This is a genomic window from Xanthomonas sontii, from assembly GCF_040529055.1.
Lineage (GTDB): Bacteria > Pseudomonadota > Gammaproteobacteria > Xanthomonadales > Xanthomonadaceae > Xanthomonas_A > Xanthomonas_A sontii.
Window position 1 is genome coordinate 4,151,689 of sequence record NZ_CP132342.1, and the last position, 23,509, is coordinate 4,175,197.

Sequence of the window (23,509 nt, forward strand, 5' to 3'; positions counted from 1 at the left end):
CGGTGTGCCCCGATTCCAGTCCACCTCGCGGATAGCCATGTCCGCAGGGGCTGGCTCCGCGATCCTTCCAGGAGCCACGCTATGGCGAACAACTACTACGAGGCCACCGGTGTCCTCGTTCTCAACCAAGTTACTCCGGTCATCCGTGCGCTGTTCAGCGAGTTCCGGCTGGATGCCGATTATCCCGGCAACGGCGAGGCGTACATCGCCCTCCGGTCCGACAGTTCCCCCAACTGGGACGATCTGCGCGAGACGCTGACCGACCTGGCAAGGTCGCTCGCCCTCATCCCATCACCGGACACCCTCACGCCGATCGGTGAGGTGCTGCAGGTGCTCAGCGACCACTTCTGCGCCGACGGCAACACGGCGCTGGATTCCATGATCCAGCGGGACGACTTCGGGGACGCCGCCGATCTGAAGGACCTGTTCCTGCTCGCCACGTGCTTCGATGACGGGCACCACCTTCGTGAGATCCGCTTCGAAGGCAGCTGCCGGTTCGACAAGCTTCGTCTGTTCGAGTTCGGTGGCGCGGGCCACTACATGAGCCGCGAGTTCGCATTGGACAGTGCGTCCAGCGACGCACTGCAACTAGGCCCTCTGATCCGCAGCGCCCTGTCGAGCAAAGACTTCGCCAGCGCAGGGATCATCGTTGCGCGCGAAGCGCTGCGGCTACTTGCCGGCATCCGAGACGCGGTCCAGCGCGATCAGGTGCAGCGCGCCGCCATCTGGAAGTTGCTGGAAGACCTCGTTGACCGGGGAGAGGAATGACATGCCTCTTCGCTTCCGAGGCGTCGAGCTGCGCCCAGTCCTCGCCGAAGCCATCCGGGAGCGCTGCCCGGTCGTCCTGCAGCGGGGTGACGGCGTGTACTGGCATGCCGCATGCAGTCCGCCGCACTCTCGCGGATACCTCACTCCGATCGCGTACGCGCTTGGCTGCGACCCGCGGGTGAATGCTTTCGAGCACTGGTGGGGGCGGGCCTGCGACACACTGGGCGCCGCCCCCGTCTGCAGGGCGTTCGCCCCCCGAAATGCCGTATTTGCATGCATCCTGTACGGCAATTTCGATCTGGAGTTGTCGGCGGAGCCCAGCCCGCTGACGGTACGACCTGTCCCGGCAGGCACGCTGTTTCACCACTGAGCCTCATCTGGTCCCCAGCCCCCGCCATACGGGGGCTTTTTTTTGGTTCTTCGGATATTTCCGTGGACTTGGAGAAGGTCCCCCTATGCTGGCACCCTTGTCATGAAGGTTGCCGGGAGGGGAGATGCTGGATCGCAAGACACTTCAGTCACTGGGGTGCTGGAAAGGGTATGAGCTAGACCGGGTGGAGTGGCCAGAGGCTGATGGTCGGACGCTGTCGCTGTATCTCAGGCCAGTGGGCAATGTCATGCATTGCGAGCAGTGCGGTGCGCTGTGCCGGCAGGTTCACGAGACGACAGTGCGCCGGGTTCGCGATCTGCCTCTGTTCGAGTACCGGGTGGTTTTGCACGTCCCTCGTCGACGGGTGCTGTGCGAGCACTGCGGGGGGCCTCGGCTGGAGAGGCTGGACTGGCTGGGGCGCTACCAGCGAGTGACGCAGCGATTCGCAGACGCATGCGAGAAGCTCTTGAGAGCCAGCAGCGTGCAGGCAGTGGCCGCCTTCTACGATTTGGGCTGGCATACGGTCAAGTCCATCGACAAGATGCGTTTGCAGGCCCGCGTGCTCGAGCCCGACTGGTCAGGTATCCGCTATCTGGCGATGGACGAATTCGCGCTGCACAAGGGCCACCGCTACGCCACGGTCGTGGTCGATCCGATAGCCCGGCAAGTGCTATGGATCGGCCCAGGCCGCTCACGCGAGACCGCCAGAGCCTTCTTCGAGCAAATGCCTCCGGGGGCGGCCGAACGCATCCAAGCCGTTGCCATCGACATGACGACGGCCTACGAGTTGGAGATCAAGGCGCACTGCCCTCAGGCCGAGGTGGTCTACGACTTGTTCCACGTAGTGGCCAAGTACGGGCGGGAGGTGATTGATCGTGTTCGAGTAGATCAAGCCAACCAGCTTCGCCATGACCGGCCGGCAAGGCGAGTCTTGAAATCCAGCCGCTGGCTGCTCTTGCGCAACCGCAGCAATCTCGCGCCCGAGCAATCGCTTCGACTCAAGGAGCTGTTGGCAGCCAACGAGCCACTGTTGTGCGTGTACCTGCTGCGCGATCAGCTCAAGCAACTCTGGTTCTATCGCAAGCCCGCGTGGGCCATTCGCGCTTGGGAACAGTGGTGCGGGCACGCCCAGGAAAGCGGGATTGCTGCGCTGCAGCTCTTTGCCAAGCGGCTGCAGAGCTATTGGCACGGCATCCTCGCTCGCTGCCGTCATCCGCTGAACACCAGCGTGGTCGAGGGGATCAACAACACCATCAAGGTCATCAAACGCAGAGCCTACGGCTACCGCGACGAGGACTACTTCTTCCTCAAGATCCGCGCCGCATTCCCCGGAAATCCTCGATGAACCTTTTTTTTGCTCAATGCGGTCGCACAGCGGTACGGGTTCTGGCTGGCAGTGCGAGGCGGAACGCAGGACGCTCCGCGCATGCCTGCCGACAGAAGTTGGCGACATGCCAGGCAACCCTCGGTCTTCGAGGTTGCGCGCAGCCGCCAGGCTGCGTGACCGAACCAGTTCGCATCGCATCCATCGCGCGAACGGCCACCGGTTTCCGGTGGCGATGCATCCGCCTGTTCAACCCACCGCGGGGTTACGCACCTCTCCCCGCACGATGGGGTCGGTGTGTCTCCGCTTCATCCAATGGAGCACCACCATGACTACCTCATCGTCATCCAACGCGAAGTCCTACTTCGACCTCCACACCTCGGGCATCGGGTACTTGAAGAACGTCCGCGAGGTTCCGGTCCGCGGCGGTCGCCGCGCGCAGCCCTTCCTCGCATGCAAGATCGACGCGTTGATCGGTCGCGCAAGGGACCCGATCTACCGCACCTTCGATCTGAAGGTCTCCGGCGCCAAGGCCAAGGAACTGGTCGAAAGCTACATGGGCGTGGAAGACCGCCGGAAGCGGCCTCTGGTCCGCTTCCGCATCGGCGACCTCTGGCCCGATCCGTTCATCCGCACTGAAGGGGAGCGCAAGGGCGAAGCGGCGGCGGGCCTCAAGGGCCGTCTGCTGAAGGCCGAACTGGTCGATCGCGGCGAATTCATGCGTATCGCGACCCACGAGCTCATCACTCGCGGCATCGGCTATCTCAACAGGCCCGAGGACGTCCGTCCGAAGGACGGAGATCCGTTCCTCGCCTGCTGCATCGCAGCGCTGGCCGGGCCGACCGACGAGCCCGAGTACCGGTACATCGAGGCGAAGGTGAAGACGGAATCCGCAGCCCACCTGGTACGGCGTTGCGTGCAGGCCGTGGAGGCCGAACGCAAGGTGCTCATCTCGTTCCTCCTGAACGACATGAAGATCGATGCGTACCTCCGCACCAAGGGGGAACGCGCCGGTGAGGCCGCCGCCTCCCTGGAGGCCAACCTGGTCCACATCGGACTCATCAAGATCGATGGGCAGAAGGTCTATCCGCTGGCCGCGCCGGCTCCCGACGCGCCGCCGGCCGAGGACGCCTCCGCGTCCCAAGCCGAGGGCACCTCCGACTCGACATCCGTCCAAGCCCCCGAGCCCGCCGAACGCGAGCCCGTGAGCGAGGAGCAGGAACGAGAGCCGGAAGCGATCGAGTCGTTCTGACTCCGGCAGGGCCCCTCACGGGGCCCCGCCCATCTTCTCCCGAGCGAACGCAAGGACATCACCATGGACACCACCACACCCGGCGAGCGCCCGGCGCCCTCGCCCATCATCGTTCCGGGCCAGCTGACGCTGCGCACGATTCGCGGCCGCAATGGTCCGTTCACCGTCGGACGGCTCACCACGCACCTGGGCGTTTTCGCGGTCAAGGATGCGGAACTGGAACAGTACCCCGAGGGACGCTACGACGGAGAGTTCGTCATCCGCTACATCTTTCCCAAGTCCTATCCCGTTGGCGACGGCATGCGGTTCGAGATCCGCGCCAACCTGGACGGCATGACGCTCCACGGCATCGACAAGCTGAGCCGTGACGAGGCGCGCAGCTTTGGCACGCAGGACGTCGATCCCCTCGATGAAGAACAGGCCACTGCTTCCGCCGCACGCCAGCCGACTCCGGCAGCGCCAGCCAAGCCCGCGACGCCGTCCATTGGCGCCGCGATGTCGCAGGCATCGGCGGATCCCCTGATCGATACCACACCGTTCGGCGTGGAGACGCCCTCTTCCGCACACAGCGCAGCCAGCCAGGCGCAGGGTGCGCCTGAGAACGAGGACGCGGCGCTGTTCGGCCTGCTTTGGCCGCTGCAGGACGGCGTGAAGCTCGATTCGACTATCGACCGGCGCACCTTGCGTGCGCAGATCGCCCGCCTGGGCGAGCTGGGCTACGTGCTGGACATCAAGGCACAGGTCTGGAGCCGCTCCGCGGTGACCCAGGCCGCGTGATCGCCCGCACCGCACCCGCGGTGCTTCCCATCCAACCGCCGGGTGCGCCTCTCCTTTGGGAGGCGTCCGGCTCCATTCTTCAGGAGGCCCCTCATGGGCTGGTATTTCTCCCCCCGATCGCGGTCTGAACTGATCGCCGAACTGATCGCTCCGAAAGAGACGGAGCGCGCTAGCGTGAACGTCATCGCTCACGCTCTGCGCGGCAACGTGCTGTGGTCCGTGGTCGAAATGACCGCCAAGGCCGAAGGCGTACGTCATGACCTGGCGGCAGGCCAATCCCTGCGCTACATCCGCTGCGATCTTCTCGAACGCAGCGGTGGCCAGTGGGGCCACAAGCCGCTGGACGAGTCCATGCACCCGTACTACTACTCGTGCCCGCTGTCCTATCTGGACCTCGCGCCGGAGCAGTCCGCCGACTGGCGCGCAGGCGTTCGCGCCTACCACGCACGGCGGCGAACCCCTACCGCATCCGCGCCATCCGTCGCGGTTCTGGTGTCCTGAGCCGGGAGGAACCGACATGGACCCGATTCTTTCAACGCTCTCTCGGACGTTGCTGGCTTTCGTCGAAGGGCAACTCTCCAACGACGAGACCTCCGCCGATGAAGAGCTCCTGGAGCACTTCGTCGCCAACGGTCTGACCGAGGACCAGGCGCGGCAGGCACTGACCTATCGCGCGCAGTACCTGGGCAACATCTACCTCGACGGCTTCACGCCCATCACCGCAGCCGGCGACGTGCTGCGCTTCAACCCGTACAGCCGGCGATTCGAGCCAGCCTGAACGCCATCACTCCACCCCAGGGGGCTGCACTCGCCCCACCGGGCAGTGCTGTCCCCGCCTATCCGAGGACATCACCATGCCCACCACCGATTCCCGATCTTCCCCGCTCTACCGCATCGACGAATGCCCCGATGTCATGGCCGACGCGTGCGTTGGCGACGAGCAGGGCGGTCTCGTCTTCCTCTCGATCTGGGCCCGCGACACGGCCGTCCAGCAGTTTCTCGCTCGCCTGACCCTGGGCCGCGACGAGCAGGGACTGCAGCAGTTCCACGTCATCACAACCGAGGGCGGCAGCGTTCCGGTGTTTGTCGGCAACGTGGATTGCCTGGAAAAGCGCATGACCCGCGCCTACCGGAGAACGCTCTTCGGCTCCCTGTCCAACGTGTGGCTGTTCGACCGGCGCTGCGTCAGGCCTGACAAGGCAAACGCCAGCGCCCTGGCCGTGCTGCCGAAGGACAGCCACTGCACGCTGGACCGTCTCTGGTCGCTCGTGCGCGATACCTGCCCGCTGCCGCTGCTTGACCACTGGAGTGAGCCGGTACTCGATCTGCTGCGGGGCGAGGACATGCTGGCGCCCCTCCCCTTCGCCCTGGGGCCCCTCGAAGGCCATCGGCTCGCGATCGACGTTCCGGTCCTCACCCAGGCCCTCGGCGGCCTGATCCGCAGCGGAGTTCTGTGCGTCGAGCCGCGGCGTCTGCCGCAGTCCATCGGACGGGCGCCACAGCTGTCGCTCGACGCGGTGGCCTGAGTTCCGCATCGGTCGTGCTGGCGGCAAAACCGCCGGCACGACCGCATTCCTTCATCCATCCCAAGGAGCATTCCATGGCGCTCATGTTCGCGCGGCTTGCCCGCAACTTCATCAAGAACGGGTACTTCCCCACCGACGAATCCACGCTCGAAAGAGCCCTCCAGGCACTGGTACCCGGCAACGGGCCGATGTGCATCCTAGATCCCTGCGCAGGCGAAGGCATCGCCATCGCCGAAGTCGCCCGCGCCCTCGGACGCGAGCGCGCGCAGGCTTATGCGGTCGAGTTCGACGCGGAGCGGGCGCGCCATGCCCGCGGCCTGGTCGATCACTGCCTGCATGCCGACCTGATGGACACGATGATCTCCAGGCAGGCCTTCGGGCTACTGTGGCTGAACCCGCCCTACGGCGACCTGACCAAGGACGTCAACGGCAACATCGGCTACCAGGGCCAGGGTCGCGCCCGCCTCGAAAAGCTGTTCTACCAGCGCACCCTGCCGCTGCTGCAATACGACGGCGTGCTCGTCTTCATCGTTCCGGGCTACGTGCTGGACGCGGAGCTGGTCGGCTGGCTCACGCGCCACTATGCCGACTTGCGGATCTACCGAGCGGTGGACACGCAGTTCAAGCAGGTGGTGATCTTCGGCCGGCGCATCCGGCAGCGCGACCTGGCTGGCGATGCGGCAGCCGCCGCACGCACCCTTCTGCTGCAGATCGGGCACGGCGAGGTGATCCCCGATGAACTGCCCAGCGAATGGCCGTTCATGCCTTACATCGTTCCCGCGAGTGTGTCGCCACCGGAGCACTTCTTCCGCGTGACCATGGAGCCCGAGCAGTTCGCCGACGAAGTCGGCCGGCTGCGCGGCCTCTGGCCGATGCTCGATACGCACCTGGGCGCCGCGCAGCAGTCGCCGCGCCCGCCAGCGCGTGCCTTGTCTCCGTGGCATCTCGCCCTGGCGCTGGCCGCCGGTGCGATCTCGGGCGTGGTGCGCTCCAAGGCGGGCCGCGTGCTGATCGTCAAGGGCGACACGCACAAGGACAAGGCGCTGCAACGCGAGTTCACAGAACGCGAAGACGGCTCGATCGCCGAGACGCGCATCCTCACCGACAAGTTCGTGCCGGTGATCCGGGCCTGGGACATGACCCCAGGCTCTCCCACGCTGGGCGAGGTACTGACCATCCGCTGAGCCCCGCCGTTCTCATCAACTACAGAAGGAGAACCACCATGTTTCCACTGTTCCAGCGGCGCAAGCCGAGCACGCAACCGCTGTTCATCCCTGGCACGCTGCAAATGAGCGATCAAGTGCGTTGGCTCGCGAGCAATGGCCTCATCGACCCGCTGCCGTATGTCCAGCGCCATGTGCGTGGCGACTGGGGCCAGATGGGCGAAGCCGAGCGACAGGCCAACGACATGGCACTGGAATGCGGCGCTCCGATGACCTCGCGGTTTCCGATCACGCCGCGGCTGTCGCTGATCGTCATCACCAGCGGGGACCACGGCAAGACCGTCGTGCAACTGCCCGAGGAACGGGCCGTGACCTGACCCGCAGGCGTTTCCCGCAGGCCGCGAGCGCCTGCAGCTTCTGATCCCCTCGGCCACGAGCCAAGTCTTCTTCCCACCCCGGGGCATGCCATCGCCCCATGGGGGAGGTGCATGCCCCATTGCTTTGGAGCATCACCATGTCTCTAGATCTGGAAACCACCGCCGATGCGGAGCCCGTGCAGGGCGAACTGCTCGATGCGGAACCCGCCCTGTCCCTGAGCCTCACCGAGTTCGTCTCAGAATTCGGCGACGAGCTCCTCAAATCGCTCAATCGCGCCAACCCGCCGGTCTATGCCGGCAAGCCGAGAGCGCACCGCGAGCGCGTCATCGCGAGCCTCAAGCGCCGCCTCTTCCCCGCCCAGGCGGAAGTCGTCCACGCGGCCGCCGAGCTGCTGATCGACCGCGGCGAGCGCGCCGCGTTCATCAACGGCGAGATGGGCTGCGGCAAGACCACGGTGGGTATCGCCACCGCGGCCGTGCTGCACGCCGAAGGCTACCGCCGCACGCTGGTCCTGTCGCCGCCACACCTGGTCTACAAGTGGCGCCGCGAAATCCTCGAAACCGTGGCAGGCGCCAAGGTCTGGGTGCTCAACGGCCCCGATACGCTGGTCAAGCTCATCAAGCTGCGCGCGCAACTGGGCGCGCAGCCCGGCGGCCAGGAGTTCTTCGTGCTGGGCCGGGTGCGGATGCGGATGGGCTTCCACTGGAAGCCCACCTTCGTCGCCCGGCGTACGCGCCACGGCCACGTGGCCGCCTGCCCGGACTGCGGCACGGTCATCACCGACCTCGACGGCGAACCGGTCAGCCCGGTCGCGCTGGAAGCGGAGGAGTACCGCAGGAAGTGCAGCCACTGCGCCGCCCCCCTGTGGACGCTGATGCGTCCTCGCACCCTGTCCGGCAGCGACCAGTCCTCGGCCGTGCTGAGGGCGCTCAAGCGCATCCCCACCATCGGCGAGGTCACGGCCCAGAAGCTGATGCGCAAGTTCGGCGATGGCTTCCTGGCCTCGATGCTGGGCGACAACATCCATGAGTTCATCAACCTGATGGATGGCGACGGGGAGCTGGTGTTCTCCGACCGCCAGGCCACGCGCATGGAACGCGCGATGGCCAACATGGAGTTCGGCTTCGGCGAGGGCGGCTACCAGCCTTCGGAGTTCGTCAAACGCTACCTGCCGAACGGCACGTTCGATCTGCTCATCGCCGACGAGGCGCACGAGTACAAGAACGGAGGCAGCGCCCAGGGCCAGGCCATGGGTGTGCTCGCATCGAAGTGCCGCAAGTCGCTGGAGCTCACCGGCACGCTGATGGGGGGCTACGGCGATGACCTGTTCTACCTGCTGTTCCGCGCCCTGCCCGGGCGGATGATCGAAGACGGCTACCGCCCCTCCAAGAGCGGCAGCATGGCCTCGGCGGCCATGGCGTTCATGCGCGACCACGGCGTCCTCAAGGACATCTACTCCGAGAGCGCGGGCACGGCGCACAAGACCGCCAAGGGCAACAAGGTCAGCGTGCGCACAGTCAAGGCACCTGGCTTCGGTCCGAAGGGCGTGCTGCGCTGCGTCGTGCCGTTCACGATCTTCCTGAAGCTGCGCGACATCGGCAGCGATGCGCTCCCGCCGTACGACGAAGAGTTCCGAGAGGTGCCGATGACACCGCCGCAGGCCGCCGCCTATGCGGCGCTGTCCGTGCGACTCACCACCGAGTTGCGGCAGGCACTGGCCCGCCGCGACACCACTCTGCTGGGGGTGGTCCTCAACACGTTGCTGGCGTGGCCGGACACGTGCTTTCGCGCGGAGAACGTCGTGCATCCCCGCACGCGCGCCACCCTCGCGTTCGTTCCGTCCCAGTTCCACGACATGGAGGTCATGCCCAAGGAACAGGAGCTGATCGAGATCTGCCGGCAGGAGAAGGACCAGGGCCGGAAGACGCTCGTCTATACGACGTACACCGGCAAGCGCGACACCACTTCGCGGTTGAAGCGCCTGCTCGAACTGGAGGGCTTCAAAGTCGCTGTACTGCGGGCTACCGTCGATGCCAGCCGCCGCGAGGACTGGATCGCCGAGCAGGTGGACCGCGGCATCGATGTCCTCATCACCAACCCGGAGCTGGTGAAGACCGGGCTCGATCTGCTGGACTTTCCGACGATCGTCTTCATGCAGTCCGGCTACAACGTGTATTCGCTGCAGCAGGCGGCGCGCCGGTCCTGGCGCATCGGCCAGAAGCAGGACATCCGGGTGATCTTCCTGGGCTACGCGGCGTCATCGCAGATGGCGTGCCTGCAGTTGATGGCACAAAAAATCATGGTGGCGCAGAGCACGTCGGGAGACATCCCGGAAAGTGGGCTCGACGTGCTGAACCAGGACGGTGATTCGGTGGAAGTGGCGCTCGCGCGCCAGTTGGTGGCCTGAACGTTCGGCAATTCACGGCGGCTCCCTCGGGAGCCGCATTTTTGCATCCCCTACCTCGGCATACGAGTTCCCTACTGCGGCAGGGTTCGAGTAACGAGCTGTGTACCCGTCGAATCTGCTTATCGCAAGCTACGTGAAGCACCTAAGTTGATTCCGCCGTCCCATATGGAGCCACCGAACGCGCGGTCACGTCATTTTCTGATCATCAGCGGGACGCTGGCAATGGGATGTTCTTAACACTTTGCGACGGAAACATCGATAGAGTCGGCCGTGCCCCCGGCGCTTACGCGTAGGGCGGCACCGCCGGAAAAAAGCCGCGTAGCCATATTCACCCGCAGGACGAACGGGAATCGACAGGGAGGTCGAATTGCATGAATGGGGGACTCTCAACTCGGCGGCATCGCCTCGGGCGTGGATCGGCGAGCCTCCGGCCCAGCAGGCACGACGCGGGCGCGCTTGCGTCCTCCGTAGCACCGCTCGCCGTCTGGCGATTGCCGACAAGACGGGCTTCGGCTTGGCCGATTCCCGCTACAACCAATCCACCCACTATTACTCAGGATGGGGGCGGCGCAGAGCCTGTCCGTGAAAGCAGCGCTTGACAGCCGCGTGCCTGTGGCAACGAGCAGATTCCAGAGAGCCACTTTTCTTAGTGCGTCATGAAGGGCCAGAACTTTATTCCGACCCTTATCGATCATGCAATTGAATTATCTAACAGGGGTTAAAGATGTCAAGGATTAAGACTTTTTTTCTTTGCAGCGCAATTGCCTTTCTCGGCACACTTCTTGGTTTCGATGCCAAGGCGCAGGATAAGCCGTGGACCTATTGGTACAAAGGTTTGGGGTACCAATCCCTGAAAGAGGCGGAGAATGCCATGCATTCGGACGGATCGCACCCTAAATTCCAGTATATGAAGTATCGCAGTTCATCCATTGACCCCGACGGTTTGGTGAACATGCTGTATGCGGCGTCAGACAAAGCTGCGATCTTCGAGCCCATCAAGTATTCGCATGGCCATATGACCGAGGACAACGCATGCGGATCAGATTGGTGTGACAACGAAGAGACTATTGTCAAATTCCTCGAAAGAGATCTATCCAAGCACGACGGAGAAGAAAATTGCTCTACGGGGTCCTTCCAGGTGACGGGCAACTATGCAGAGCCCTTTGAGGACTTTGTGATTCCCCCACCGAGATTAAATGGATCCGTTAGCTACTCGAAGAATAGAAAGTTGGAGTACAAACGCACCTGCGCCAACGGAAGTCAACAAAACGGATTCGTCTTCATATTCAAGAAGCAGGATTTCAGCTGCCCATCTGGCTACGAGGTAATTCCGTACGAAAAAGAAAAATTCATCGCGCGCTGGGCTAATAAAGATTTTTGCCAACCGGAAAACGATAGTAGATACGCCCTCATTATCGCTCGCCTGATGCAAGTAGCATCATGTGCAGCCAACGCCAATCCGTGTTATCCATCGACTGGAGACAAGGCGCGCTTCGAGTCTGACTTCACCTTTTCAGGCAGAAAATTCACTCGCTCGTACCACTCGCTGCGGCAACTGTCGGCGCCGAACATGGCGCGTGGCTGGTCCCACACGTTTCAGGAATCGATCAGCACGAGCGGCGCCGACAAGCTCCGTTATCTGAACGAATACGGATACATTGAACTATACACATTCTCATCGTCATCTAGTAAAACAGCAACTGGCTCGGTCAGTGGCAGAGTGATACAGAGAGATCCCAACAACTTCGGGGCGGGCTGGAAGGTGTTCGATGAGTATGGCGACGTCCGAGAGTTCGACTACAGGGGGCGACTCATTTCTCTAAAGAGCAGCTCGGAAACGCGCGGCAATATACGCCTCACTTACGATGAAGGCACGACCAAACTATTGTCCGCCATGGACGACACCGGGAGAGAGCTGCTCTTCGGCTACTCTGGCGACCTGCTGGCCCAAATTTTCCTTCCCGACGGAAACTCCGTTGAGTATACATACACCAATGGCGATCTGACGGGCGCGAGTGTTGCCGGATTCATCAAGTCCTACTCCTACCAAGAGGACTCCTTGCTAACAGGCATCAAGGATGAGACTGGCTCGGACTACGCCAAGTTCTCGTACGATATTCGCGGCAGAGTGTCCTCCAGTATGCTGTTAGATGGGCAAGGCGGGCAAGTGGAAGTGACATCGGCGAAATATCTCGATGACTATAATATTGAGGTCTCTGTCGATGGCGCGGGAACACAGAATTATGTAGTTGGACCAGGGCTCAGCCGCCGAATCACATCCACGACAGACGCGCGTGGAACTACTGTTCGCAATTTCGACACCCTTGACAACCTGACATCCTCCACGGACCGCAATGGGAACCAGATCGAGTATTTCTACAACAATGGGCTACTGACGGACTCCAGGGAGTACATTGGGGACCTGACGTCGGGCAAGAGGCGCGACGTGAGCATTTTTCGGGATGAGGTGGGCCGCAAAATAGGCGGGCAAACCTCGCTGCTGGATGGTGGTAGGTATCGAACCAGCTTGCTGTCCAAGCGCTCATACGATACTTCCGGCAGGGTGGCGGCCGAGTGCCGCATGGATCCATCCGTTTCCGCAGCCAGCGGCTACAACTGCGGTAGCCAGGCCATTCCGCCTGCTGGGGTGCGCCAGGTGCGCTATGAACGCTGCACACAATCGAACTACGAGTCCGGCAACTGCCCTTACTTGGGCGCGCTTCTTTCCATAGGGACGGACAAGGATTCGCAGCCGTTGGCTGCAACCTTCTCCTACTATTCCGCAAACGCGAGCGGCTGCGAGAAGTCGCAGGCGCAATGCCTCTACCGCAAGGGTGATCTGTGGAAGGCAACGAACGCCCTCGGCCAGGTCACCGAATACCTTGCCTATGACGGCGCGGGCCGCGTGTTGTCGGTCAAGAATCCCAACGGTCTGGTCACTGACTTCACCTACCATCCTCGGGGATGGCTCGCCGCCACCAAGGTGAGGGGCGCTGACGACAGTACGGAGAGCGACGATCGCATTACCGTGATCGACTACTGGCCGAACGGCTTGGTCAAACAGGTGGCGCAGCCTGACGGTGCTCTCACGCGATTCACCTACGACGCCGCACACCGCTTGACGGATATTGCGGACAACACCGGCAACACCCTTCACTACACGCTGGACAGCGCTGGGAACCGGGTCAAGGAAGACACCAAGGATGCATCGGGGGCCCTCAAACGCACACTCTCGCGGGTGTACAACCAGCTTGGCCAACTCGCCACGCAGGCCACTGCGCAGGGCAACCCGACGGACTTCGGCTACGACTCCAATGACAATGTCACGACTGTCACTGACGCGCTGGGGCACAAGACGCAGAACGACTACGACGGACTCAACCGCCTTGTCCGGACCCTGCAAGACGTGGGAGGGATCGCAGCCGAAACCAAGTTCAGCTACGACGCATTGGACAACGTCACGAAGGTCACCGACCCCAAAGGCCTGGACACCACCTACGTCTACAACGGCCTGGGCGACATGACGGCGGTGGCCAGTCCGGACACGGGCGCCATCACCTACACCTACGACACCGCCGGCAACCGCGCCACCCAGACCGACGCGCGCAATGTCAAGACAAGCTACAGCTATGACGCGTTGAATCGGTTGACCCAGGTGATCTATCCGACAACGAGTCTCAACGTCAGGTACACCTACGACGTCTCCCCAACCACCTGCGCCAGTGGCGAGACGTATAGCGTCGGTCGCTTGACCAGGATGCAGGATGCCAGCGGCAGCACCGACTACTGCTTCGACCGGTTCGGCAATCTCGTGCGCAAGGTTCAGACCACGAATGGCAAAGTGTTCGTGGTGCGCTACGCGTACACCAAAGCGGGGCAGCTCAGCCGGCTTACTTACCCGGATGGGACCGCGGTCGACTATGTTCGCAACGCCCAGGGCCAGCCCACCGAGGTTGGGATGACCACCCCAGGCGGATCGCGACAGGTGGTGTTGAAGCAGGCTGCCTACCATCCATTCGGCCCGGTTGCTGGCTGGACCTACGGCAACGGCCGGCCGATGCAACGCGTGCTCGACCAAGACTACCGCCCGCTGGCAGTAACTGACACCCGCGGAGACGGATTGGCAGTGGGCTTCGCGTTCGACCCGGCCGGCAACCTCAGCGCGCTCACCGCTCCGGGTAACACGGCGCCGGTCATCAGTCTGGACTACGACGCGCTGGGTCGGCTGACCGCATTCAAGGATGGCCCAACCGGCACCGTGATTGACGGCTACAGCTACGACGCGACGGGCAACCGCCTCAGTGCCAAGGTCAACACAGCCACGCAGAGCTACACCTATTCAGGTACCAACCACCGCCTGAGCAGCGTCGGCAGCACCGCGCGCAGCTACGACGCCGCCGGCAACACCACGGCGATCGGCGGAACGGCAAGGGGGTTCATCTATGACGACATGGGCCGGATGAGCCAAGTGAAACGCTCCGGCACCGTAGCCATGACCTATAGCTACAACGGTCGTGGCGAGCAGGTCAGGCGGTTCGCGAAGACCAGCACCTACACCGTTTATGACGATACCGGCCATTGGCTGGGCGACTACGACAACAACGGTGCTGTGGTGCAGCAGTTGATCTGGCTGGACGACCTGCCGGTAGGCGTTCTGGCCAAGACCGCCTTGCGCTACGTCGAGCCGGACCATCTGGGCACGCCGCGTGCCGTGATCGATCCAGTGCGCGACGTGGCGATCTGGCGATGGGACTTGAAGGGGGAGGCATTCGGCACTACGGCTCCGGATCAGGATCCGGACAAGGACGGTAGTGCGTTCGTGTTCAATCTGCGCTTTCCCGGCCAGCGCTATGACGCGCAGAGCGGCCTCAACCAGAACTACTTCCGGGATTATGACCCTGGTACCGGCCGATATGTGCAAAGCGATCCGATCGGACTGGCTGGCGGTCCGAACACGTTTGCGTACGCAGGCCTCTCGCCGGCTGTAGCGGTGGATCCAAGCGGATTAGCCGCGTATTTGATCGACGTACCACCCGAGAATCGCCGCCCTTCTGGAAGCATCTATTGTGTGGATGGTATTGTTAAGCCCTACTACAACTACAGCCAATGGCCGGACGACTATCGCCAGTGCTCCGACGTTGCCGACTGCGTTGCCGCGCACGAGATGTCGCACGTGGCAGACGCCAATCGCTCCAACCCCAATCTTTGCCAGCGAGGACCGCTTCAGTGGATGGGCATAAGCGCACCGCCGAAAGCGGTCACCTTTCCCGGCACTCCCGCGCCAGGTCAGAAGTACAGCGAGCTTGATATTTCCGAGTTCTATGCCCATGCCGCAGAATTGGACTGCCTGCGCGGCAAACTCACTGCCAAGAATTCGCAGTGCGATGCGAAGTGCAAGGCTGCAATCATTCGACGAATCAAGCAGATCACCAACCTCGCCATCCCCTCCATCAAGAACGGCACCTATGGATACAGTGACTAAGTTGATCCTGCCCTCACTGCTTTTGATGGCCATCCAAGGACAGGCTTTGTCGAAGAACGTCTTGCAACTCGACGCCTCAGTCGCCTGTGATTCCAAGGATGAGCTCACAATCCGCGCAGTGAACAATGGCGCGCCCTTCAAGCTTGATGAATCCCTCATGCCCTGGAATTTGTCCAGGGCGGCCAGCCTGGAAGCATATGCTCTGCGCGATGGCAAGGCCGTCAAACTCAAGAGGGTCGGACCTATTGAGGACCATCTGTCTGAGTTCTACTTTGGTTCGCACCAATCGCGGGAAGGACGAATCTCCATTAGGCCTAGATTCTTAGGATTCGGCGAGGACAGGAGCACTGACTATCTGGTCTTCTTTGACCTCCGATATCAATTGGCAGATATCGACCTGGTGATGGAGGGGAAACGGGGCGTCATCTTCTTCCCCAAGAAAGGCCTATTTCAGAGTGAGTGCCCCATCTTGATTCCACGGTAGCCAGGAAAGCTCTGGTCGAGCCAGCGCGCGGGGCTCTTGCTTATCGCACTCGCGCGCGGCTCTCTGCCTTGCCCGGTATTGCAGAAGGTTCTTTGCCAAGGTCTTCGCTTCAGCGTCCTCAATCTGCGCCACGGGCGGAGCTGCTGCCGACCGTGCGGTGCTTGACACAGTCTGGCCTATCGCGCGGAGCCAGCAAGCTGAACCAGCATTTCCCGTCCAGGCCCTGGACTTGTCGACCGCTCACCTCATCGGACCACGTACCTTGGGTCGGCCTGGAATGCAGGCGATAGCTCCCCGAAGGGGACGAGGACGACCATGAAGATGACGAAGACGAGCATGCTGACCCACATCGCACTGGCAGGTGCTCTGCTGGCTTGTGCCGGCGCGGCACAGGCATGCTGCCCCGACGGCGGTCACGGGGCTCCGGCGGCCACGGCGGGGCTGGGCGAAAGCCTGCCGAAGGCCCGGAACCTCGCGCTGGATCCGGCGTGGCGGATCTATGAGTTCTCGCGCGACGGTGTGACCTACCTGCAGATCAACGATGTGGCGGGCACGGTGCGAGCAGCCGTGGGCCGGGTGAACGACACGCTGTGGGTGTTGCCCATGGGTGCGGACGTCGCACGCGTGACCTTGCCGGCCAAGGGCACGGGCACCAGCGGGTCTGTGGTGTACCAGACCTCGGGCTTCGTCGTGCGCTTGGTGCCAGGCGGCAACGGCGGCGACTCCTGGCAGATCAGCGCCGCAGACTGAGGCCTTCGCCCACCGACTCCGAAACGAGAAAGCTGAGGCAGTACGCATGACGGCGCCGGCAGGTGCCGCCATGCACTTTGAGCCGGGCGGCCAACTCCCAGTCCGCGTCGTGGACCACGGTACGCCCTCGTTCCAACGGGGACGCGTCGGCGACGACGCAGAGCACGATGCCCTGGCCACCACCCGCGCGCCAGACCCTGCCCTTGATGAGATGGCGCTTCGCGGGTGGCAGTGTTTCGATCACGTTGAGCGCGCATCGGTACGCGACAAGCTGCAGCCCGAGAGAAAGCTGCATGGGATCGCCCCGCAGGCGGCATTGGAACTCGGTATCGCAGAGATTGCTCATCGCGACCGATCGCAGGATGGCGTACAGCCCATGCGTCTCGATGCCGAGCGGGTACAGCGCGGTGACGTACTCGTCGAGCAACTGGGCCTGGATCACGCCCGTGCGCGTCATCTCCATGGCCGCGGCGTGCTGTCCCCGCGAGCGGAGGTGGGCGACGATGTCCGTGCGCAGCTTGTTGATGTGGACGGTGATGTCGCTGTACTCCACCACCCGGCGTCGCAGCGTGCGTTCCGCCTGCAGATAACTCGCCTGCGCGATCTGCCAGGCCTCCTGACGCTGGTGGCGGAAGTAGCTGGCGTGCTCGAAGGCCGCGGACAACCGGGACCCGAATACGAACAGGCCGGTGGCCGCAGCCGCGAGCGCGATCTGCACGCGGAATGCCTCGGCGTGGTACGACGCCAGCGTCATGACATCCGGCAGCATGATCCCGATCGCCACGTTGGCCAGCACGACGCCGACAGCGGCACCACGCCAGCCGTGCAGCAGCGTGAGCACCACCGACGGAACGACCATCAGGGACATCAGCACCTGGTGCGAAAGGCGATCCTGCGCTATGCCGGAGATCAGGAACAGCGCCACCACGGCTGCCGACCCGAGCATGCCATCCCTCGGCAGCCGCGGGCGGGCGGTCATCGGCTCCTCCCGGCGCAGCCACAGAAGCCCTGGGAGCGTGAACATCAGCATGCCCAGGTAGTCGCCCAGCCAATAACGCGTGAGCGCTTCCAGCGGCGTCAGTGCGGTATAGCCCTTGAACAGCGCATTCAATGCCATGTTGCACAAGGTGCTCCACAGCGCAAGCATCAAGGCCAGCGGCAGCAGCAGGTACTCCTGGTCCACCAGCCGCGGCAGCTGACGCCGTGCGGCATGCACGGCCAGCGCCACGCAGGGCATCAGCAGGAAGGGACTGGCGTACGCCCACACCGGGCTCGCGCCGCGCTCGACCATCGGCACGCGGATCACCAGCAACGCGGCTGCATCACCGGCGAGCAGATAGGGCCAGAGGCGATACGGCAGGAACAGCAAGGTCGCGGCGCGCAGCCCCGCCGGCAGGTACCACTGATCCATCGAACAGCGCCAAGCCAGCAGGAAGAAGGCACAGTAGCCCAAACTGAGCAGAGCGCCTTTGGCGATGTCTTTCCCCGCTGCCATTCCAACCGGTCCGTGGCGTGTGGGCGCCACTCTACAAGCGTGGTCGGCGCGTGAGGTAGACAGTTGCTTGGCTGCGCGCTTCAGTCTGGCGAAGCGTCGGCTATGAGACGTTGGCCCAGCTATCGCATGCGCTTACCGAGCTGATCGCGCACTCATCGCCATTCGAGCATCTACTCATCTTTGCGTCGAAGCTCCTTCTCCCGCAGCTCTCGATAAAGCGGTGGGTAGTAAACCCGCAGAGAGGGCAAGGGCGCGAACCAAGTCTTGCGGAGCATCCAACACGCGGCCCAAACCAGCAAGGCAGCAAGAAGGATTCCTGCGTCCCCAAGCTGGAGGATCAAGTCCAGGACAAGGGATCGACCGCCCACATGCGTAAAGGCGAGCGCGCAGTCGGCAGCAGCCATGGCCAACGTCGCGAAAACGAGGTCGCCCAGACGTCCATCCTCTGAGAGTCTATCTTTCCAATTTCGCCATTCGCCATCGTGCATCCGCAGTAGGAAATCGCTCTCGCGTTCCAACGCGAGATCAAGGAGCTTCATAGCCGACACTTCGCCATACCGTTCCGAACCCCGGTCTGACGAATCGACGCCGACCCCGGGAAAGAGGAAGACGAACCAACGCACCCCAGCGCCCAGCAGCGGCAGTACAAAGCTGACCAAGAGACCGAAGGTCGCTGCCGACACGACGAGAAAGCCGAGGTCCTTCCAAAGCATGTCGGCAGATGTCGACCACTGAAGTATCCCTTTCCCGCCCTTAAAAACCAGCGCCGCATCGACAAAGAGCACGATGCACACGAACCGCATCACCCACTGAGCATCCCATGCCTTTTCCATCAGGCTGAGATGGGGCAGCCCCTCCTTCGCGCTGTCCTTCGATTTTTCGTCACCTGCCATCTCTGCAATCTCCTCTTCAGGGGTACGGGGCGGCAGAGGATGCATCCTTCTGCGCCATCTATCGACTTACTCAAACTACGAACCGCTCGTGCATGCCGGGCTGGCACCATGTCCACCATGCCTCGTCGAGCGCTGCCGTCTCCTCCGGCCTGGTGCACGCCGCCCCCGCCATCGCGAACAGGCGGCCCAGGCGCTCCTCCTTCTCCTGCGACGTCACGGCGCCACGTACCACCAGAGGTCCGACGGCCATGACGATGCGATGGCAGATTTCCGGATCGAGGCCATTGCTATCCACGCAGAAGCCCATCGCTCGGTTGGGGGTGAGCACCGGAGGCAGCGTGCGCAGGATGACGCGGTGCAAGGCCTTGTCTTCGGTCACCAGCGCGGGCGTCCCGACGAACTCGTAGCCGGCCTGGCGCAGCATGGGGACGCTCAGCCACAGGTTCAGGTCGCCGGCGCGATTGCGCAGGTACGGCAGGGTGATGTGGTCGGCCTCGTCCTTCTTGCCGGGCTGAAAACTCAGGAAGGATTCGAGATACGAGTACGCGGGCTTCGGGTCCCCATCGAGCTTCAGCGACTGTCGCCTCTTGAGCAGCACGCTGAGGGCCAGCAGCATGGCCATGCCGGTGAAGCGTGGGACATCGGCCTGCATCAGAGCGTCCAGTTTCGCCAGCGCCTCCTCCGGCGGCACCTTCTGCGACAGCAGCGACCGCATGAGCGCGACGTACGGGAAGATCAGGCTGAACTGGGTGCGCAGCGCTGATTCGTTCTTTCTCAGCAGCGCGACCTGCTGCTGGGCAAACCTTTCACGGAACAGGAAGCCCTGCGATGCCAGCGGCGCCAACCTGTCGTTGACCCAGGCGGCCGGGTCGGGGCTCTCGCGGAGCTTCTGGTTGGACATCCACTGCTCCATCAGCGCCGGCCACGGATTGAGTGTGTAGCGCACGCGATCCGCAGCCTGGATCTGCTCTGCCCATTCCGTGCGCGCGAGCGCGTTGGTGTCGAGGAACAGCTCGTACGGCCCCTCACCCTTCGCCACATTGGCGAATGGCCACACCAGGGCAGTGGTGCCGGCTGGCGGAAGCCGCTCGCATCGCGCGGCGTACGGAATGGGCTGGTTGCTGGACTCCATGCTCAAGTTCCCCCTGCATTTCGATTTGTTATCGGCGTGAACGCCGGCGGCCCGGCAAAGCGCCACGCCGCGATCCCGATTGTTGCCTGACTCGACCACGGCACCGCGCGCATCGTCTCGATCACCCAAGTTACCGGGACGACCCGCATGCAGCCACACCCCTCGCCCGCCCCCCGCCGCTGGGGATTCGCCCCGGTGGCCGCCGCGGTCGCATCAGTCCTCCTGGGCGGATGCGCCGGCGAACTACCTGCCTACGAGGCCGCCGCCCCCAGTCCAGCGCCCACGGCGTCGGCACCCGCCGGGGTTGACGCGGACCGACCTTCGCCAGTTCCGGTCACACGGCAGGGCCGCTACACCCTGGTCGAGCTCGGCGCCGAGGCTGGGCAGCGCGATCTGTTGATGCAGGTCATAAACGTCACGCAGCCATCGGCCGAAGGGGCCACGGTCCAGGACGGCCTGCAGTACCTGCTGCGGCAGTCGGGCTACCGGCTGTGCCCGCCCGACGCGGACAGCAGCACCCTGTATGCCCTGCCGCTGCCCGCGGCACATGTGCGTCTCGGTCCCATCACGCTGCGCGATGCGCTCCAGACCATGGCCGGCGACGCCTGGGCACTCTCGGTGGACGACACGGCACGCATGGTCTGCTTTCACCGGTCCGGCGCCAGCGCCGCGGCGATCGAGCCGGCCTGGCTTCCGAAGGAGAAACAGCCATGGTGATCTCGCACCCGCCCACGGGACGCCCCCGCGTTCGTTGGACACTCTGGGCCTGCGCCATCGCCCTGATGGTCGTGGGCGGGGTGACCGCTTACAACACCGCTCAGTTGTCGCGCATGGCGCAGGAAGCCAAGCAGGCGAACGTCGATGCGGAAATGCAGAGCCTGGCGAGCAGCGTGGCGCAGTTGCGCGGAGCATTCGATGCCGCGCGCCGGCAACCGGCGCCCGTCAGCGAAGCAGCTTTCTCCACGGCACAGAAGGCACTCGGCGACCGGCTCACGGCGCTCGAACACGCACGCGAGGGCATGGCTCGGGCCGAGGATCTGGCGGCCCTGTCGTCGCGCATCGACGCACTGCAGGCCGAAGTCGCTGCCCGCAAGGCGGCCGCAGCGCCACGCAAGGCGCGTGCAGCGGAGTCCGCGGCGACCCGCGAGCGCGCGCCCTCCCCGCCCCCGTTCACCGTGCTCGGCAGCGAGATGCGGGCCGGGGTGCCTTTCCTGGCGGTCGTTCCATCCGGGCCGGGGTCGAACTCGCAGGTTCGGCTGCTCCGCGAGAGCGAGCAGGAGAGTGGGTGGCGGCTGGAAGTGATCGAGCCGCAAGCCGCCGTGTTCTCGGTCGGAGACCGGGTGCGCCGGCTGCCGCTGCGTGAGCGCTGAGGCGACCAACATGCGAGCGGAAAGCCCTTCAGCCATCGCAGTACACATTGCGGTAAGCCTGTGCATCCTGGGCCTGGGTGCGCCCGGCGTAGCGCAGGCGCAGGCGGCGCGCGTCAGTGAGACCCGCACCACGGCGAGCACAGCACGGCCGTTGGCCGATGCGCACGACGACGAGGCCCGGGCGCGCGAATGGGGCCTGCGCGCGGAGGACTGGTCGCGCTACCGGACGCTGATGCAGGGGCCTCTCGGCATCTACTCCCCCAATCTGGATCCGCTGACGGCACTCGGCATCGAGGCACGCAGCGATGAGGAGCGGCGACGGTATGCGGAGCTCCAGGTGCAGGCCGAAGCCCGCCGCGTGCAAAGGACCCTGGACTACCAGCGCGCATACGACGCGGCGTGGCAGCGGCTGTATCCCAACCAGCAGCGCGTGGCACTGCAGGCCGGCCCTGCGGCCGGCAGCAGCGGTACCGCGGAAACGGGGCGCTTGGCCCTGTTCGTGAAGGAGGACTGCGCCGCATGCGACCAACGCGTGCAGCAACTGCAGTCCGCCGGCACACCGGTGGACGTGTACCTCATCGGGAGCCGCGGCGACGACGAACGCATCCGCCGGTGGGCGCGGCGAGCGGGCGTCGATCCCGCCAAGGTTCGGGCGCGGACGATCACGCTCAACCACGATGGCGGACGCTGGCTGTCGCTCGGCGCGTCCGGCGATCTGCCGGCGGTCATGCGCGAGGTGGGTGGTCAATGGCAGCGACAGTGATTACGCCGCACTGCGCCGCTGCGCTCCGCGCGGCGATCGCGCTGGGCACGGCCGCATGGAGCGCCGTGCCCGCCCGCGCCCAGGAGCTCCCCCCGCCCGCCTACCAGATCGCCGCGGCGCAATCGGGCGTGCCCTCGTCCGTGCTGTACGCAGTCGCGCTGCAGGAAAGTGGAACCCGGCTGCGCGGCCGGCTGGTTCCCTGGCCGTGGACGCTCAACGTCGCCGGCACGCCGCAGCGGCACGCCACGCGCGCTGACGCCTGCCTTGCGCTGCGCAGCGCACTGCGGGACACCCCCGCCGAACGCATCGACGTCGGGCTCGGCCAGGTCAATGCGGGCTACCACGCGCACCGCGTGCAGCGACCCTGCGCGCTGCTGGACCCCTACCGCAACCTCGGTATCGCCGCGGAGATTCTGCATGAGCAGCACCGGCCCGGCGAAGACTGGCTGGCCGCGGTGGGCCGCTACCACCGCCCCGCAGGCGGCCCGCCCGCAGCGCGCTACCGCGGCGCCGTGCAGCGCTACCTCGTGCGCGTGCTGGGCAACCCGCAGGCGATGGCCTCACTGAACCCGCGTCGAGAAACCACCCCATGAAGCTCCCCGCCTTGCGATTCCGCCCGTGCGCGCCTCTGTGGCTGCTCGTGCTGGCGTGCCTGCCGTCCTTGGGCCTGGGTGCGGAACCCGCGGCATCCGCACCGTCGCCCCGCCCCGGCCTGATCGTCGTCGAGGACCGGGGAGGCGCATCGGCGCAGCCCTACTACGACGAGCTCGGGCTTCCCCCGTTGCGCGCTAGCGGCGCCCCTTCGACCAGCGGGGCAGCCAAGGCCACGGCGCCCGTCGACCCGGTCGTGGCGGTGGGCCTGCCAGTGCGCTCCACGCTACTGTCCCCGGGCGTGGTAGAGCCGCGCCCGCTACAGGCGCCGGGGCTGCCTCCCTTTTTCCTGGTCGGTGACGATGCGCGCTCCAGGGCCTGGCTGCAGCAGCGCGTCGGCACGCTGCGCCAGTTGCGCGCCGCCGGCCTCGTCGTGAATGTCGCGTCGCCGCAGGCGCTGCAGGAGCTGCGCGCCCTGGCGCCGGGCCTGGTGCTCTCGCCGGCCTCGGGGGACGATCTGGCCCGCAGGCTGGGGCTTCGCCACTACCCTGCCCTGTTGACCGCCACGGGCATCGAGCAGTGAC

21 protein-coding genes are annotated in these 23,509 nt (G+C 64.4%); 18 read left to right on the plus strand and 3 right to left on the minus strand.

Annotation, left to right across the window (positions count from 1 at the left end; all coding sequences use genetic code 11):
* Positions 1 to 81: 81 nt before the first annotated feature.
* The 13 genes from RAB70_RS17430 (at position 82) to RAB70_RS17495 (ending at position 16,681) form a co-directional block, all read left to right on the plus strand.
* Complete coding sequence (locus RAB70_RS17430) at positions 82 to 768, plus strand: hypothetical protein (protein WP_148829120.1); 687 nt, start codon at positions 82 to 84, stop codon at positions 766 to 768.
* Between the two features lie 494 nt (positions 769 to 1,262).
* Positions 1,263 to 2,483 (plus strand): ISL3 family transposase, encoded by a 1,221-nt coding sequence (locus RAB70_RS17440; RefSeq protein WP_148829118.1) that lies wholly within the window; start codon positions 1,263 to 1,265, stop codon positions 2,481 to 2,483.
* 307 nt (positions 2,484 to 2,790) lie between these two features.
* Positions 2,791 to 3,714 (plus strand): DUF3577 domain-containing protein, encoded by a 924-nt coding sequence (locus tag RAB70_RS17445; protein WP_148829117.1) that lies wholly within the window; start codon positions 2,791 to 2,793, stop codon positions 3,712 to 3,714.
* A gap of 63 nt (positions 3,715 to 3,777) precedes the next feature.
* Complete coding sequence (locus RAB70_RS17450; RefSeq protein ID WP_148829116.1) at positions 3,778 to 4,491, plus strand: DUF3275 family protein; 714 nt, start codon at positions 3,778 to 3,780, stop codon at positions 4,489 to 4,491.
* A 93-nt stretch (positions 4,492 to 4,584) separates the two neighbouring features.
* On the plus strand, positions 4,585 to 4,992 hold the full coding sequence (locus RAB70_RS17455) for a hypothetical protein (RefSeq protein ID WP_148829115.1): 408 nt from the start codon (positions 4,585 to 4,587) through the stop codon (positions 4,990 to 4,992).
* A 16-nt stretch (positions 4,993 to 5,008) separates the two neighbouring features.
* Positions 5,009 to 5,269 carry a hypothetical protein gene (locus RAB70_RS17460; RefSeq protein WP_148829114.1) on the plus strand — a complete coding sequence of 87 codons (261 nt, stop codon included), beginning with the start codon at positions 5,009 to 5,011 and terminating at the stop codon, positions 5,267 to 5,269.
* Between the two features lie 76 nt (positions 5,270 to 5,345).
* Complete coding sequence (locus RAB70_RS17465) at positions 5,346 to 6,017, plus strand: hypothetical protein (protein ID WP_148829113.1); 672 nt, start codon at positions 5,346 to 5,348, stop codon at positions 6,015 to 6,017.
* 74 nt (positions 6,018 to 6,091) lie between these two features.
* Positions 6,092 to 7,201, plus strand: a complete 1,110-nt coding sequence (locus RAB70_RS17470) for a DUF6094 domain-containing protein (protein WP_148829112.1) — start codon at positions 6,092 to 6,094, stop codon at positions 7,199 to 7,201.
* Between the two features lie 38 nt (positions 7,202 to 7,239).
* Complete coding sequence (locus RAB70_RS17475) at positions 7,240 to 7,557, plus strand: methyltransferase (protein WP_148829111.1); 318 nt, start codon at positions 7,240 to 7,242, stop codon at positions 7,555 to 7,557.
* Positions 7,558 to 7,694: 137 nt separating this feature from the next.
* Positions 7,695 to 9,965: a helicase-related protein gene (locus tag RAB70_RS17480; protein ID WP_148829110.1), complete on the plus strand. Its 2,271-nt coding sequence runs from the start codon at positions 7,695 to 7,697 to the stop codon at positions 9,963 to 9,965.
* A 724-nt stretch (positions 9,966 to 10,689) separates the two neighbouring features.
* Positions 10,690 to 15,447 carry an RHS repeat-associated core domain-containing protein gene (locus RAB70_RS17485; RefSeq protein WP_225851653.1) on the plus strand — a complete coding sequence of 1,586 codons (4,758 nt, stop codon included), beginning with the start codon at positions 10,690 to 10,692 and terminating at the stop codon, positions 15,445 to 15,447.
* On the plus strand, positions 15,440 to 15,931 hold the full coding sequence (locus RAB70_RS17490) for a hypothetical protein (protein WP_170268159.1): 492 nt from the start codon (positions 15,440 to 15,442) through the stop codon (positions 15,929 to 15,931). Before RAB70_RS17485 ends, RAB70_RS17490 begins: the two co-directional genes overlap by 8 nt.
* A gap of 315 nt (positions 15,932 to 16,246) precedes the next feature.
* Positions 16,247 to 16,681 (plus strand): hypothetical protein, encoded by a 435-nt coding sequence (locus RAB70_RS17495; protein WP_170268158.1) that lies wholly within the window; start codon positions 16,247 to 16,249, stop codon positions 16,679 to 16,681.
* Here RAB70_RS17495 and RAB70_RS17500 read toward each other — a convergent pair.
* The 3 genes from RAB70_RS17500 to RAB70_RS17510 all read right to left on the minus strand — a co-directional run bounded on the left by RAB70_RS17500 (position 16,665) and on the right by RAB70_RS17510 (position 20,201).
* A complete protein-coding gene (locus tag RAB70_RS17500; protein WP_148829108.1) occupies positions 16,665 to 18,176 on the minus strand; it encodes an MASE1 domain-containing protein in 1,512 nt (503 codons plus the stop codon). The two genes, RAB70_RS17495 and RAB70_RS17500, sit on opposite strands and share 17 nt — an antisense overlap.
* 170 nt (positions 18,177 to 18,346) lie before the next feature.
* Complete coding sequence (locus RAB70_RS17505) at positions 18,347 to 19,114, minus strand: hypothetical protein (protein ID WP_225851652.1); 768 nt, start codon at positions 19,112 to 19,114, stop codon at positions 18,347 to 18,349.
* Between the two features lie 25 nt (positions 19,115 to 19,139).
* Entirely contained in the window at positions 19,140 to 20,201 is a 1,062-nt protein-coding gene (locus RAB70_RS17510) for a hypothetical protein (RefSeq protein ID WP_148829107.1), read from the minus strand.
* Positions 20,202 to 20,348: 147 nt separating this feature from the next.
* Between RAB70_RS17510 and RAB70_RS17515 the strand changes: the two genes are divergently transcribed.
* Genes RAB70_RS17515 through RAB70_RS17535 form a run of 5 tightly spaced genes read left to right on the plus strand, consistent with a single transcriptional unit; the run spans position 20,349 to position 23,508 of the window.
* Positions 20,349 to 20,918: a PilL N-terminal domain-containing protein gene (locus tag RAB70_RS17515; protein ID WP_148829106.1), complete on the plus strand. Its 570-nt coding sequence runs from the start codon at positions 20,349 to 20,351 to the stop codon at positions 20,916 to 20,918.
* Complete coding sequence (locus RAB70_RS17520; protein ID WP_148829105.1) at positions 20,912 to 21,571, plus strand: hypothetical protein; 660 nt, start codon at positions 20,912 to 20,914, stop codon at positions 21,569 to 21,571. The genes RAB70_RS17515 and RAB70_RS17520 overlap by 7 nt, the downstream gene beginning before the upstream one ends.
* Before the next feature lie 10 nt (positions 21,572 to 21,581).
* Positions 21,582 to 22,334 (plus strand): TIGR03759 family integrating conjugative element protein, encoded by a 753-nt coding sequence (locus RAB70_RS17525; RefSeq protein ID WP_148829143.1) that lies wholly within the window; start codon positions 21,582 to 21,584, stop codon positions 22,332 to 22,334.
* Positions 22,319 to 22,927 (plus strand): transglycosylase SLT domain-containing protein, encoded by a 609-nt coding sequence (locus RAB70_RS17530; RefSeq protein ID WP_148829104.1) that lies wholly within the window; start codon positions 22,319 to 22,321, stop codon positions 22,925 to 22,927. The genes RAB70_RS17525 and RAB70_RS17530 overlap by 16 nt, the downstream gene beginning before the upstream one ends.
* The gene (locus tag RAB70_RS17535) at positions 22,924 to 23,508 is read left to right on the plus strand and encodes an integrating conjugative element protein (RefSeq protein ID WP_148829103.1); all 585 of its coding nucleotides are present in this window, start codon (positions 22,924 to 22,926) and stop codon (positions 23,506 to 23,508) included. Before RAB70_RS17530 ends, RAB70_RS17535 begins: the two co-directional genes overlap by 4 nt.
* Position 23,509: the final 1 nt, after the last annotated feature.